The 14069-nt window shown below is 38.1% G+C and carries 18 protein-coding genes; 9 read left to right on the plus strand and 9 right to left on the minus strand.

Annotated elements, in window-relative coordinates; all coding sequences use genetic code 11:
• Positions 1 to 57: 57 nt before the first annotated feature.
• The gene (locus tag B3E92_RS02825) at positions 58 to 441 is read right to left on the minus strand and encodes a winged helix-turn-helix transcriptional regulator (RefSeq protein WP_046675072.1); all 384 of its coding nucleotides are present in this window, start codon (positions 439 to 441) and stop codon (positions 58 to 60) included.
• A 307-nt stretch (positions 442 to 748) separates the two neighbouring features.
• Between B3E92_RS02825 and B3E92_RS02830 the strand changes: the two genes are divergently transcribed.
• Complete coding sequence (locus B3E92_RS02830) at positions 749 to 1432, plus strand: YceI family protein (RefSeq protein WP_070566941.1); 684 nt, start codon at positions 749 to 751, stop codon at positions 1430 to 1432.
• 134 nt (positions 1433 to 1566) lie between these two features.
• Here the strand turns inward: B3E92_RS02830 and B3E92_RS02835 are convergent, their stop codons facing one another.
• Entirely contained in the window at positions 1567 to 3294 is a 1728-nt protein-coding gene (locus B3E92_RS02835; RefSeq protein WP_286895298.1) for a tetratricopeptide repeat protein, read from the minus strand.
• A 278-nt stretch (positions 3295 to 3572) separates the two neighbouring features.
• Between B3E92_RS02835 and B3E92_RS02840 the strand changes: the two genes are divergently transcribed.
• On the plus strand, positions 3573 to 4064 hold the full coding sequence (locus B3E92_RS02840) for a GNAT family N-acetyltransferase (protein ID WP_286895300.1): 492 nt from the start codon (positions 3573 to 3575) through the stop codon (positions 4062 to 4064).
• A 15-nt stretch (positions 4065 to 4079) separates the two neighbouring features.
• Here the strand turns inward: B3E92_RS02840 and B3E92_RS02845 are convergent, their stop codons facing one another.
• The gene (locus tag B3E92_RS02845; RefSeq protein ID WP_286895353.1) at positions 4080 to 5201 is read right to left on the minus strand and encodes a DUF2931 family protein; all 1122 of its coding nucleotides are present in this window, start codon (positions 5199 to 5201) and stop codon (positions 4080 to 4082) included.
• Positions 5090 to 5608: a hypothetical protein gene (locus B3E92_RS02850; RefSeq protein ID WP_286895301.1), complete on the minus strand. Its 519-nt coding sequence runs from the start codon at positions 5606 to 5608 to the stop codon at positions 5090 to 5092. Before B3E92_RS02850 ends, B3E92_RS02845 begins: the two co-directional genes overlap by 112 nt.
• A 363-nt stretch (positions 5609 to 5971) precedes the next feature.
• On the opposite strand from B3E92_RS02850, the gene B3E92_RS02855 reads away from it, so the two are divergent.
• From B3E92_RS02855 to B3E92_RS02870, 4 genes are all read left to right on the plus strand, one after another.
• Positions 5972 to 6547 (plus strand): GNAT family N-acetyltransferase, encoded by a 576-nt coding sequence (locus tag B3E92_RS02855; protein WP_286895302.1) that lies wholly within the window; start codon positions 5972 to 5974, stop codon positions 6545 to 6547.
• A 172-nt stretch (positions 6548 to 6719) separates the two neighbouring features.
• Entirely contained in the window at positions 6720 to 7199 is a 480-nt protein-coding gene (locus B3E92_RS02860; protein WP_046675066.1) for a hypothetical protein, read from the plus strand.
• 85 nt (positions 7200 to 7284) lie between these two features.
• The gene (locus B3E92_RS02865; protein WP_286895303.1) at positions 7285 to 8448 is read left to right on the plus strand and encodes a PepSY-associated TM helix domain-containing protein; all 1164 of its coding nucleotides are present in this window, start codon (positions 7285 to 7287) and stop codon (positions 8446 to 8448) included.
• Positions 8449 to 8541: 93 nt separating this feature from the next.
• Positions 8542 to 8874 (plus strand): winged helix-turn-helix transcriptional regulator, encoded by a 333-nt coding sequence (locus B3E92_RS02870; protein WP_046675064.1) that lies wholly within the window; start codon positions 8542 to 8544, stop codon positions 8872 to 8874.
• A gap of 2 nt (positions 8875 to 8876) precedes the next feature.
• Here the strand turns inward: B3E92_RS02870 and B3E92_RS02875 are convergent, their stop codons facing one another.
• Complete coding sequence (locus B3E92_RS02875) at positions 8877 to 9335, minus strand: VOC family protein (protein ID WP_201638853.1); 459 nt, start codon at positions 9333 to 9335, stop codon at positions 8877 to 8879.
• A gap of 382 nt (positions 9336 to 9717) precedes the next feature.
• On the opposite strand from B3E92_RS02875, the gene B3E92_RS02880 reads away from it, so the two are divergent.
• Entirely contained in the window at positions 9718 to 10341 is a 624-nt protein-coding gene (locus B3E92_RS02880; protein WP_046675061.1) for an HPP family protein, read from the plus strand.
• A gap of 81 nt (positions 10342 to 10422) precedes the next feature.
• Here B3E92_RS02880 and B3E92_RS02885 read toward each other — a convergent pair whose 3' ends face one another.
• The 4 genes from B3E92_RS02885 to B3E92_RS02900 form a co-directional block, all read right to left on the minus strand.
• On the minus strand, positions 10423 to 10686 hold the full coding sequence (locus tag B3E92_RS02885) for a hypothetical protein (protein WP_070566961.1): 264 nt from the start codon (positions 10684 to 10686) through the stop codon (positions 10423 to 10425).
• Positions 10687 to 10941: 255 nt separating this feature from the next.
• Entirely contained in the window at positions 10942 to 11349 is a 408-nt protein-coding gene (locus B3E92_RS02890; RefSeq protein ID WP_046675059.1) for a VOC family protein, read from the minus strand.
• 128 nt (positions 11350 to 11477) lie between these two features.
• Positions 11478 to 11999 carry a hypothetical protein gene (locus B3E92_RS02895; protein ID WP_286753346.1) on the minus strand — a complete coding sequence of 174 codons (522 nt, stop codon included), beginning with the start codon at positions 11997 to 11999 and terminating at the stop codon, positions 11478 to 11480.
• A 71-nt stretch (positions 12000 to 12070) separates the two neighbouring features.
• Positions 12071 to 12724 (minus strand): Pr6Pr family membrane protein, encoded by a 654-nt coding sequence (locus B3E92_RS02900; RefSeq protein ID WP_286895304.1) that lies wholly within the window; start codon positions 12722 to 12724, stop codon positions 12071 to 12073.
• Positions 12725 to 12911: 187 nt separating this feature from the next.
• Here B3E92_RS02900 and B3E92_RS02905 point away from each other — a divergent pair, with 187 nt between their 5' ends.
• Together B3E92_RS02905 and B3E92_RS02910 are read left to right on the plus strand one after the other, a co-directional pair.
• Positions 12912 to 13655, plus strand: coding sequence for a LytR/AlgR family response regulator transcription factor (locus B3E92_RS02905; protein ID WP_286895306.1), 744 nt, complete (start codon positions 12912 to 12914; stop codon positions 13653 to 13655).
• Positions 13652 to 14014, plus strand: coding sequence for a hypothetical protein (locus tag B3E92_RS02910; RefSeq protein ID WP_286895307.1), 363 nt, complete (start codon positions 13652 to 13654; stop codon positions 14012 to 14014). The genes B3E92_RS02905 and B3E92_RS02910 overlap by 4 nt, the downstream gene beginning before the upstream one ends.
• Positions 14015 to 14069 lie beyond the last annotated feature (55 nt).

Consider the following 14069-nt stretch of genomic DNA (forward strand, 5'->3'; position numbering starts at 1 on the left):
CAGGTTCTTTACAGGCATCCTCCCTCTTATCACTAAAAGTAAAGGCGTGTTTACATACTAGGTCGTAGCTTCCAGTTCCCCATTCTTGGTATAAAGCTTACTTCGGTAAGTTATACCCCATTTCGTAATCTCATCGATGATTGGGCCCAAAGTTTTTCCGCATTCGGTCAATTCATACTCCACCGTCAGAGGTTTGGTATTTAATACTGTTCTTCTGATCAGCTGGTTCATTTCTAAATCCTGCAGTTCTTTAGACAACATCTTCGCACCTATCCCCTCAACTTCGCGCAGCAGTTCCATAAAACGTAATTTCTCAACCAACAATAAGGTACCTATAATATGAAATTTCCATTTTCCGGCCAAAATCTCCATGGTATCGTTAATGGCCAACACACGTGTTTTGCATGCACCTGACGACGTTAAAGTTGCTTCCTTTTTCATTTCACTATTTTTTATTCATGTATTGCCCACCCTCACAGGCTTCCTTATCCCGATACGATCAACGATAAATGAACACACAAGCAAAGCTTGGACCACGACATGATTTCTTTATTCTTACAAAAATACGCATTTATAAAGTTACAGACCACTATCTTTTTGGAAAGTAGTTTCTTTAAGGAAACTGATACCAAAAATAAACTATCTATCATCTACCTTTGTATCGACACCATCAGCAGCTGCAAATTGGCACAGTTGATGCGGCAAAATATAAAGTGTAAATAACATATAAAAAATAAAACGATTAAAAATGAAAAAGCAATTAATCTCGGGTTTAGCCCTTATCCTGTTGTTAGCTTCTTGTCAAAATACAAATGGCGACAAAGCAACAACAACAACTGCTCAGGAAGTAACTGAACAAAAAGGACAGACTTACACTGTTGAAGCAGATAAAAGCTCATTAAAATGGACTGGTTACCATAAAGGCGGTTTAAACCCAAGATATGGTGTTTTGAAAAGCGAAGGAACACTTTCAGCTGAAAATAACGCAGTTACTGGTGGTACTTTCACTATCGATGTCAATTCTATTCTGACAGATACAGCTTCTGTAGATCCTGCGACATCCGGTGGCAAAAAATCATCAGATCTGGATGCACATTTAAAAAGTGCTGATTTCTTTGACGTAGCAAAATATCCAACTGCAAAATTCGAAATCACCAAAGTTGGCCCATTTGATGCAGCGCAAGGAAAAAGTGTTGTTGCTGATGCGACAAATACAGTTAGTGGTAACTTAACCATCAAAGATAAAACGGTGAATGTAACTTTCCCTGCAAAAATTACTTTCAATGGTGATGAAGTAACATTCTATTCTAAATTTACGATCCAAAGACAAGATTGGGGTCTTACATACGGTACAGAAGGTAACCCTCAAGATTGGATGATCGCACAAAACGTTGACATTGAACTTAATGTCACTGCAAAAAATGCGAAATAGATTTCGATAGCGCTTCGTCGCTCTTAGCAAATAGATTAATCGGGTAAACTCTACTTGATTAATCTATTTGATTTAAATAACCTCCAAATACGAGATCACCTTTATTCAAGACATGGATCAAATGTGAATCTCCCTTACTTTTCGGTTTGCTCTAATTTTTTCTTCAACCGTTGTTTTGCCTTACGAACGGCTTCCACCGAAACACACAGCAATTCACTCATACTCGCATTACTTAAATCCAATTTGAGCAACGCTAATATCTTAAGATCATTCTCGGTAACCTTTGGATAAGTTTGCCGCATTTGTGTCAGATAAGCGGGATACACTTTGTTAAAAACATGTTTGAATTTTTGCCACCGCTCATCTGTCATAATGTGTTGCTGCAAAAGCGCATTCAAATTATCCGTAACCTGCGTGATGTACGCCGGATCAGATTCGGAGATCTTCGCCACCTCCTGCCTAAGTTGCTGGATAACGACATCATTCTGGCGGATGGTGGCTGTAAATTCAGTCAAAGAGTTTCGTAAAATCATTAGCTCCTGATCTAGCAATTGTTTTTCATAGGCAAGCGCAAGTTGGTCTTTTTCTAGTAAAGTATTCCGCATCTTAATTTTAATTTTCGACTTATTGACCAACAATACAATTATGGCAAAAATCAAGAGAAGAACAATGCCTATAAACTGATACATGCGTTTTGTCCGAATCCGTTTTTCTTCAGTAGCCTGTATAGTCCGATTGTATTTTTCAGACTCCCTTTGCCACAGCATTTTCTGTATCTCTTTATCATTCATCCTTTTTTCCAACGAATCTTTCAACATCAGATACAAATGCAATTGCTTAAGCTCCTCCCCTCCACGTCCTAACCCCCGCATGATGTTAGACTTGGATTTTGCTAATTCTACTTTATATTTTAAAAAATAGGGCTTATCTTCCATCAAACTTTCACAGGTCATCACATATTGCTCAGCCAATTTCCATTCTTTCAATTCGATATACCAATTGGCTAAATTGAGATTTGCACGCATCGCATCTTTCCGCTCATTATAACGCATAGAAAGCTCAATATTTTTCTTAACTAACCCAATAGCTTTTTCCTTTTCACCTTTTCGCCATGCATGATCTGCTAAATTACCCGAAATGATACCAATCCAAACCGAATCTTTCGCCAATTTAGCTTCATCCATTGCGCGATTCAAATAGGTAAAAGCTTGGTGATCGAGCGAGTCCTTTGCTAGATATACAGCAATGGAATTGATCAGATCGACACGTTCCCGTGCAGCCGGCGTGGTAAAAGGTAGCGCTTCCTCTAAATAAGCAACAGCATTTGCCTGTTCACCAATGTAGCTGTAGAAACTCGCCATAAATTGGTAATGCTTGACTACCATGGGGATTTTTTTGATAGTAACTTTAGATTTTAAATCATTCGCTCGTAAAAAGAACGGAAATGCTTCTTTTACCCGTCTATAGATAAAGTTGTAATACCCTTCACGGGCACAACCCAACATTTCTAATTCAGGATCCGGATGTACACGGAGCAACTGCTCAGCCATACGATAATAGCGCTCAGATGATGAATTTATGCGATCAAACGCAATTGAGAAACCGTCAGCCATACGCATATAATAAGCCCATTTTAAAGCAACACTTCTTTTTTTGTCTGCCAATTCCAAAAACGGCGCCAAGGCATTTTTCAATTTTATCGTATCACCCTCAAACCTAATAGGCAACTGAAGAGCAGCCTCCAGTTGGACAACAGGGTTTTTAATTGCAGCTATTTCCACTACAGATTGCCCACATAAATGATTAAAGTTGCTTGACAATACCAAAGAAACGAATACAAAAAAATAAAATATGGTCTTCATGCTTGAAAAAGGTCAATTTCAACGTTCTGTCTGCCTATTGGCATAACCGATAAATTAATTTCAACAATTCTGTGAAATTAATACGCAAAATCCTCCGAGAAAATGGTTAATACTGACTTATTGTTCGTAAATCGGATCGCCGACTTGCGGTTATAAATATAATATTTATAACTTTAACATAATTACACGTTTTCATTAAAATTTCGCCTTCTTTTGATACCACTGCAACCCATTAGGTTTGGCATATCAGGCCTTTTATCTAACACTTTTTCCAAAAGATGACCAAAATTCAAACAAAAACAATGGGATTGACTCTCCGAAAAGGAGTATTGCAAGATCTGCAAGAAATGTTAATCCTATTTTCTGAAACTATTGCGACTGTATGCGCAGATCATTATAATAACGAGCAAACTGCAGCATGGGTATCGTCCGTCAATAATCATGGCCGTTGGCATCGGCTAATCGAAGATCAGTATTTTATTGTAGCTATGCTAAATCAGAAAATGGTTGGGTTCGCTTCCCTCAATCATGGAAACTATGTCGATGTCATGTATGTCCATAAAGATTTTCAACGCCAAGGGATTGCTCAAAAACTTTATACTACATTGGAAGATGAAGCAAGAAGACAAGAAAGAACTTTCGTGACTGCTGACGTAAGTAAAACCGCGAAACCCTTTTTTGAGGCAAATGGATTTAAAGTTATCGCTGAGCAGATACAAATAAGAACTGAAGTCGAAATACCAAATTATAACATGAAAAAAGATCTTTAGATTCACTTCCAAATTTTAGAAATGCTCCCCATAGTCGATTACTTCAGTTTTCAAAAGCAGCTTACTTTCACTATCGGTTCTTAATGTCGCTGTTGCTATTTTAGTCTTTGTGTCAAGACTGAACTCCAGCATAGCCCCAACGTCCTTTTTGTCATTAAAAAATGAAGCGAAATTCTTAAATGTCTCAGTTTCATCAAACAAAAACCGCGCAGCACATCGGTTATTATGTTGATCATACCATTTGATGTACACATCTTTGGTAATACCTCGAGATGCCATGTCCATATCCCGAAGACGCTCATCAAAGACAAATCGTTCGGAATTATAAAACTCAAAGTCCGCATCAAATGCTTTTATGTCAGAAGACAATACAAATTTAGGCTGTACAGGATAACGTTGCCGTAATTTATCCCAGTAGCCATAGGGAATAGATTTATTTGCAATGGCTTGTTGAACATCCGAAGGAATAATCGATGTATCGGACAATACTTGATCGCGCCATTCCTGATTAAAGACATTACCGTACGCTCCATTATCTTTGGATGTATCCGTAGCATGTATCACTACTTTTTCGGCTTGATAACGACCGATTTCGACCTGACGACGTCCTGTCCCACTGGCCCATACTACAAGTACTCCGCCAGGAGCAAAACCCAAAATAATCTTATTATAATGTTCATCATTAGTTTTGATCGCTCCTTTTTCTTGGTATGGTGTACTGAACAACCTCCACAATTTACTATAATCAATCGGACCGTTCATGCGATAAAAAACATCTTCAGCAAAGGAATACCAAGTAACGTCTAATGCCTTAGGCAATGACATCACCTGCTCATATGTACCGCCTCCAGCTTGTCCCCAAACGGCGTTATAGTTTACGATATTGCCTTCACTAAATGTAAATTCATAATCTTCAACTTTCGGAAAGATAAAACGGCCACTATATAACTGGACGGGATAAGCTGCTGGATTACTCATCGCACAGAACCATTTATAGCGCCCATCTCTGATATTATCTTCTTGTGTTAGGCGTTCTTCCCTGAGGTCATTAAACTCACGTATGTCGTTGAGAACGCGAATATAATCGGTAGTAAAATAAGATATCCAAGCAAAGTCGGAACCAAATATTTCCAGGATTTTATTGCCCATGTGATAATCACGCTACTAAAGAATGTCAGGAAAATACTGAGTGTTAAAATCAAGGGAAACATTTCCTTAATCACTCCCCCTAAATCTGCATAAAGCCGATGCTCGTATTCATCACCCCAGGTTGATAAAAAAAGAAGTACCGGAAGCAATAAAGAAAATAAGCAATAAAAAAGAAAACCATAGCCAAGTTCAAAAGCGAATTTTGGTTTCTCTAAGACCTTTAACTTCTTCCGAAAGAAATTAAAATGGAAATAAACCAAAGCGATAACAATAAAATAAGGCGAACAGCAAAATGCGGCATAAACCATATTTAGATCTGCATTCTGTACAAGTAAGGTCGCAATTAGGCTGATGATAGCAACCAAAAAAGCAGAAACTGTCGCTCTTAAAATCATTGTAATTTGTTTTTAATCCAAAAAAAGCTGCCGAAAGCCGTATAACTGACAACAACACGATTCAAAAATAACAAGAAATGTCTTATGAATATAAGCCGATCAATATTCAAATACATTGATCAACTATTCGATCCAACGTGGACAATATATTTTTTTCACAAGAAGGATTTAATTAACTGTTATCCGTTTTCGTCAGGATCGATACATTGAGCCATTTCATATTACATTCAATAAACGGTCGACTTTATCCCCTCAGCGAGATATCGCTCGTTATAGTAAAATTTCTTCGAAAAAAAATCCGATCAAAAGCCCTTTAACGAAAATCATTTAAGTTTACTAACTTCGCTTTTATTCTTCAAAAAAATGGATATACATCATAACATTAGAAGTGCCCAAGAAAGTGACGCACATCATGTCCCTGAAATTATGCTCCAGGCAATGGAAGACATTATATTTCGCTTTATCAAAAAAGAAGATCGAAGCGAGGCTGTAAATTTCTTAACGCAGCTCTTCAAGCAAAAAGGTAATCTCTATAGTTATGAGCATACGTTTGTCGCAATTGACGACAATGGACATATTTTAGGCTCATTAACCGGTTACGATGGTGATCGATTTATTGAATTAAGACAGCCTATTTTGGATCATATGAAGGAACAGTACAATAATAATTTGATTCCAGAAGCCGAAACAATTGGCGACGAATTTTATATCGATTCAATTGCGGTTGCTCCCATGGCACGGGGCAAAGGTATCGGAACAGAACTTTTAAATTATGCGATTACACATGCCAAGCAAAATGGTTTTAAGAAAGTTGGCCTGCTCGTCGACCTAGAGAATCCCAATGCACAAAAACTCTATGAAAGGATTGGTTTCAAACTCGGCAAAAAAACTCCTTTAGTAGGGGGCGAATATTATCACATGTATATTCAACTTGATTAGATACGGCTTTTATCTAATTTATCGCCATTTCAGGCCTTATCCCGCTAATCAGTATCTTTTGAGAAGAAGTCCAAGCAGCTCTGGCAGACGACACCAATTAGATCAGACATAACCACTGATCAATTGGCAAGGATTTTGTATTCTAGAAAATAACTATGAAAATTTGGGAATAATGAAAAAGCTAATTTCAATTGCGGTGGGCTGTCTAAGCCTAGTTCTGGCGACGCCAGCTTTAACACAAGCACAACACAGAGGACATGGTGACCATGGCTGGCATGGCAACAAGGACCGTGAAAAATACATTCGAAAACGGGAAAAAGAGTACGACAAATATGTGCGCGAACGCGATAAGCAAGATCGCAAATACTGGAAACATGCATACGAACATGATCATGGCCGTCCAAGATGGGCTAGTGCACATCACTACGACATGAGACATCATGTGTACTTTAGCGATTACAAAACATTCTATGATCCTTATCGGGGCGGATATGTTTATATGACCAATGGCCGATGGAACTTTTCTGTGAATGTCCCTTCTTTTCTCGTGAATGTCAACTTAGGAAATGCTGCGATTCGTGTGGTCAAAGATGTACCTCTTGACAGAAGACCAGAAGAGTATTACGACGATAATGAGGATTGGGACGATTAACGGTACTATTAAACTTTACGTTTATTTAGAATAATTACTGATAATACTGTATTTTTGCGCTGTTCATCCGATTGACAGCGCATCTATGACAACTAAAAGAGCTAAACAAAAAAGCCTAAAAAATATAGTTAGAAAATTGCATCTATATTTGGGCTTATTATTTGGTATAATCTTTTTTACTGTTTGCGTGACAGGGATGTTATTGAGCTTTGAAAAAGAGCTTACCCCACTTTTATGGCCGAAAGAACAGCAGGTAACTGTACAAAGCAATCGCCTTTCCCTTGCACATATTTCCCAAAAAGCCGAAGCTATATTTCCGGACAAGAAGTTGTTTCGCATCGAAATTCCAGCAGATCCTTCCCGTAGTTTCCGTATTCAGTATGGACAAAAAAAGACCGGATACTGGTATGCATATATAAATCCTTATACAGGAGCACTATTATCCAAAGGTCGGCAGAGTGACCGTTTTTTTCAAAAGACTTTGGATATCCATCGTTTTCTTCTCGTCGAAAAAATCGGAAGTACCCTAACTGGAATCTCAGCTCTAGCGGCTTTCTTTCTTGCCCTAAGTGGTATTTACCTTTGGTGGCCAAAAAATAAATCCATGCTCAAACAACGTGTAACGATAAAAATGGCAGCCTCTCTCAAAAGAAAAATCTGGGATTTTCACGCAGTGGGCGGTTTTTACGCATCTTTGTTTTTAATTATTTTTACCTTGACGGGATTGACCTGGAGTTTCGATTGGTACAATAAACAATTCTATAAAGTATTGGGTTCAACCCAAAAATCAACAAAAGAGAAGATCAGCAACATCAACAATCAGGCTTTTTCAGACTACCTCGTGCTGGATACGATCTATCAGCAGCTAAACAGCCTATATCCCAGCTCTGGAAATATAATTATCACGTTTCCCGAAAAGAAGGACTTAGCTTTTGCACTAACTAAGGAAAATTTTTCAAATGCAACTTTACAGATCAACCAGGCTTTCTTTGACAGCAAATCCGGACAACTACTTAAAAATAACCCTTTAGAAAAATTACCTTTGGCGCAACAGGCTCAACGTATGATGAAATCTATTCATATGGGGTCGATATTTGGATTACCTTCTAAAATTATTGTATTCTTAGCCGTTACACTAGCCGCTTCTCTCCCCATCACAGGGATATGGATATGGTTGAACAAAAGAAGAAAGAAGAAACCGTCAAAAAGCCAAAAGAAGAAAGCAATTCAACTTCAAACCATAGCATAGCGTATTATCCTTATTTTTAAACTTATTCAAATGAATTCTTATATCAGACACACGACTAGATAATAATAGAAGAAATGATCGATATTAGCTGCTATGAAAGACCGCAAAGAAAATTCGACGAATGCAATCAATGAAAAAGCATTACAACAGTTCTGTAACGCCTCCAAGACGCTGGCATTATTCAGTGGCCGATGGAAGCTTTCGATTCTATTCAAACTCCTGGAGCAGGATACGAACTACTCGGAATTCAAAATTCTCCTGCCCCAAGTCAGCGATCGTACACTTGCAAAACAATTGAAAGAATTACAGCTGGACGGACTCATTCAAAAAGACCGAAGTAAAACAGCATCAATCTATTCGCTGACCGATAAAAGTCGTAAACTAAAACCCCTATTGGCGGCGCTTTCTGGGTTTAACAACGACTAACCTTAACTAAAATCAACACGCTCCAAAAACTCAATCACTTCCCCATTCGGACTGTAAACGAGGCTATTTCGTACAAAAACATCTTTTTTACCTTGGCTGAGTATGAGTTGAAATACTCCATCACTCAAATCTTGAGCACCATGGGCGATAGCCTGTATTCGGGCATCTTCGGCGTCTTCTACCGTAAAACACAGATGAAGTAGCGCATTCTCGACATATTCCTCCCCTTCTATACGCCTTCTTCCCTGCGTTGGAATAGCAGCATTCTTATCACAAATTTCCAAATAATAGCCAATAGAGGCATTAAAAAGCATAGCACAACGTTCTAAATTAAACTCGGGTAATGACCATTCATGCACAATAATAAAACCGAGATTTTCATAAAATCCAATTGTCTTATCAAAATCCTGAGCCTTAATCGACAGGTGGTGAAAACCCACAATATTATCTTTCAATTCCATAAAGTATATTTTTTGAACAAAACTAATTTGTTTTTCTGGTGACTGGAACAACTTACAAAATTGTAAGTTGCGCTGGTGGCCATAAAAGAGTATACGTTAAAACTAGCAGTATCAGAGGGCGATTTTAAATTATAGGAGATAGATTTTATTATTTTAATGTACTTTTGCCCATTAAATTTCTCGATCTGAAGAAGGAATAAAAGCTTTGTAACTACCATGAGTCTATAAATATGAGGTATTCATTAGACATCATTTCGATGGACTTTACTGTCCAAAGTATCGTGACATCCAACATAAGAAATCGGATGTTATAAATTCTTCAAAAATCGAGATAGAATGCGCAAAGTTTAAAGCCCTTAGTCTATATATATTTGCAAATAAAATGAAACAGCATCTTCACCGACAATTACGGATCTATAGATATGTAATCTATAGAGAGACGTTAGTCGATCCTTGGGAACATTTTTGGTCATTTATTGGCGCCTTTGTAGGAATATTTATTATCGCTTATATCCAATCTCTTCATTTACCTTCGCTGGAAAATATCTTTTTGATAGGCTCCTTCGGAGCTTCCTCGGTTTTGGTTTATGGTGCCATACAAAGTCCACTTGCCCAACCCCGCAACTTAATTGGTGGGCATGTTGTTTCTGCAATCGCCGGTGTTACCGTTGCACAGCTCCTTCCCGATATTATCTGGCTGACCGCTCCCTTCGCCGTGGCCTTGTCCATTGTTTGTATGCAGCATACACGCACGCTACACCCTCCTGGTGGAGCAACAGCACTCATTGCCGTCAGCAGCGGAACAAAAATTTCATCGATGGGATATTGGTATGTATTAAGTCCAGTACTATCGGGTTGCATAATTTTATTCCTGGTGGCTCTGATCTTTAACAATATCACGAAAAAGAGACATTATCCTGTAAAAAAATCACGTTTACGCCGCTCAAGAAGACAGCATTTAAAAACCCGTTTTGAAACAAGTAGGAGCCCATCGAGTCTTGATTAAAAGTCTTTATAATCTATTGAATAATACGATCTAAAACTAATAAAGGATAGCGTTTTGGGTAGACGCCCAAACGCTATCCTTTTATGATCGCTTCTTCCCGTCATCTAAAACAGTTATTATAGCCCGATAAATTCCATACAGAAGGAATAGTAAACTCGTAATTGTAAGCCCCAAATACTCCACCACCCAAGCAATAAGTATGGCGACCAAATGGATTTTACCATTCTCCGGTTTAAATGCGGCACCTGAATAAACGTAATAAGCGATGGAACCAAATATAAGAATCCATATTATCGCATAAACATAATGAAGCGGATTTTTGCTGAGCTTTCTATTTTTAAACATATGTCAAGTTTTATGATCTAATACTGATCTGCTTATCTAACACGAACGAGCATTTCGTCAAATGTAGGGTGCACATCCGTTTTTGACAAGCCATAACTATAATTCGCTTACCATGATTTAATATTCGTACTTCCTATAAAAAATCGCCCGCGGCAATGGTCGGCATACACTTGCTTCGCTACGTTAAAATCAAAAGAAAAAGTCCCTTACATTACTGCAGGGACCTTGCTTTCACCGATTATTCCGTTGTGATTTTTATGCGGTTGGAAATTTGCTCATATCCATGTAAAATATCTCCCAGGTATGCCCATCAAAATCTTCAATACTTCGCTGTTGCATAAAACCATAGTCTTTCATTGGCGTGGGTTCTATACCGCCAGCTTTCAGTCCTTTATCAACAATTTCGTTCACACGATCCAGACCAGAGACAGCAAGTGAAAATAGTCCTGCGATCTGTTTTTTTGTATCTGCAAGCGGTTTTTCCGTAAATGTTTTAAACTTATCCGGAGATAAAAGCATAACAAAAATATGCTCACTCCAAACCATACATTTACCTTGCTCATCCGAAAACTGAGGATTGTTCGTAAAGCCCAATTGTGTATAAAAATCCATTGACTTATTCACATCTGCTACCGCGAGATTTATAAATATCTGTTTCATCATTTAAAGTTTAATTGCTACTGATCTAACAAAGATGAAAATTTCCATCCAAAAAAAACTTGGCCTATGCGAAGATTTTTATTCAGCATCAATGAACTGGTGGAATAGCTAAATCTTGTTTGGAAAACTCCTTACTTGGAGAGCTCATTCAATTCGGCCTGCGAAAACACATGCTCGCCTTTTAGATAACCATTCGCTTCTTTCAGATAGGTATATATTACATCTCGGCCCTTTGGATTGGGCAATTTATGTAAATTTTTGACCAAGAAATCTTTATCACGCAATCTATCTTTACCATAGCTTAAAAAAGATGGTGCATGCGTCTGCACGCTCCAACGTATAAAACGTAAATCGATATTGTCAGGGTATTTCATGATCATTTCTTCGAGGAGCTTTTTTCCTTTCTTGAATTGCCCCAATTTTGTAAACGGGTTGCCCATATGTTTTGCCCATAATATCTCATAAGCCGCGAGATAACCCTTTTCTGTGGCGGAATTGGCAGCTTTTTCCAATAGTTTCAGATTCGTTTCACAGAGCTTTTTGTTTTGAACAGCAGTCGCGTACTCGGCTCTCATTTTATCAACATCCACTTGACCAAAACAACAAATCCCACATAATACCAAAGAGACACAGATAAAAAATCGTATAACCATTTTCAATTCAATTAAAGTAAAAAATAAACGCTGTTTTGTGATATAACAATATCGAAGAGCTTTGAGTTTTCTTATTTTTTAATCCGTTGAGAACGCTGTTTGTTTTGCCACCTTCCCAATACAATGAGCAATGTACCAATGACGATGAAAACCAACGTTACTCCAAAGCTGTTCAAAATAACCCTGTCCATCCCCAATTCGGAAACATTGACAAAAGGATAGGGATAAAATCCAGAAAACGAACCATGCCACAACGTATAAAAAAGATAGACTAATGGGAAGATCAACCAATAAAAAATATGACTCCACCGGATTGTTCCCTTGTCCAAAAAACGCCACCAAAAAAGGAAAAAACTCAAAGGAGCGAGCACATGCAATAATTCGTCAACCACCATTGATAAACCCTGCGGATGCGACAGAAAGCGAAGTATGGTATTATAGATAATTCCGACAATAAGAATATATAATGTTACGGCAGTAATTGTTTCGGGTCTAGTAAAAAATAGGCCCATTCGACTTTTTGACCAGCAAATAGTAAAAAAACAGCATAACATAACCATTACATTACTCAGAATCGTAAAATAACTAAAAAACTGAATAATATAGTCGACCCTGTCAAGCTTGGAGGTATGAGCACTTAAGATAAACTGTCCAACAATTGCAAACAAGGTAATCATACCAAGGCTACCAGCAAAAACTGATTTTAATGATTTTTGATTCTCCATAGTCCTATCGGCTTTTACCATACTAAAGATAAAAATTTCAACTGCTATTTGGAATTTTAAATGATCAAATCCAATTCACCCCTACTCGAATCTTAAATCCAGATTGTAAATAATTGCAACGAATTGTAAATGGATTCAGTTTCCTTACTTACAATTATTATTTTTATAGGCTATAAAGTATTGATAAATGATCAGAGTAGCCATTATCGAGGATGAACCCGCGGTACGCAAAGAAATCAGCTATTTAATCCAACAGGAAACTGATGTTGAACTTGTTGGCTGGAGTGATACGGTGACAAATGCTGTAAAATTGATTGAAGAGAAACAACCAGACGTTATACTCATGGATATTCAACTCCGTGATGGTACAGCATTTGACATCCTAAAAAAGCTAATCGCTATTCCACAGAATATTATTTTCATTACGGCCTACAATCATTTTGCAATCAAAGCCATCAAATATGGTGCTTTGGATTATCTTTTGAAACCGGTCGATCAAACCGAATTAAACGAGGCATTAGAACGTTACCGGCGTAAAAGCGAAAACAATCCCCAATGGATGCAGCGTTTATCAATGGCGCAGGAAGCTTTACACGCCAGCGAACTTCCCGAAAGCATCGCCTTGTCTTCCATACACCATGTACGTATCGTCCCCGTTCACAACATCGTGTACTGCAAAGGAGACGGTCCCTATACTTTTTTCTTTTTAAATGATGGTACAAAGGAGTTAATTTCTAAACCCCTCAAATATTATGAAGAATTATTGCCACCGCCCTATTTCTTACGCACCCATCAATCGTATCTTGTTAATAGGTCACATATTTCTGGTGTCAATCGTTCCGAGTATATTGTCTTAAAAAACAAAGAGGAAATTCCGATTTCATCACGCAGAAAAAACTCGATCTTAAATCAGCTGTTTCCTGAAAGATGAGCCTATTGAACCGCATTTTCCCTTGGCTGCTACTGTCTTTGTTTTCGATCGCTTGCGCTCGAAAGAATGACGCACTGTCGCCCGATCATAATGCTATTGCCGCAGAGATTAAAACGCTGGAGGACCAAAGATTAAATGCAGCAAATGGGGATTCCATCAAACTTGCCTGGTTAAAGTTGGACCAGCATGCCACCGTAAAAAAAGACACGGTACTCGCTGCCCGTGTAAAATATTATCTAGCACGACTCTATGCTATGAGTGGCCAGGATTCGGCTCTTTTTTTGTTCAACAGGCGCTCGAACTCATTGAACCCACCACCGGAAACGCTAAATACAAAGCTCTTATTTACAATGGCATAGGAAATATCCGCAGCATAGAAGCAAAACAACGCGAAGCGGGCTATTATTACAACAA

The sequence above is a fragment of the Sphingobacterium sp. UBA6317 genome (genome assembly GCF_002440385.1).
GTDB classification, from domain to species: Bacteria; Bacteroidota; Bacteroidia; order Sphingobacteriales; family Sphingobacteriaceae; genus Sphingobacterium; species Sphingobacterium multivorum.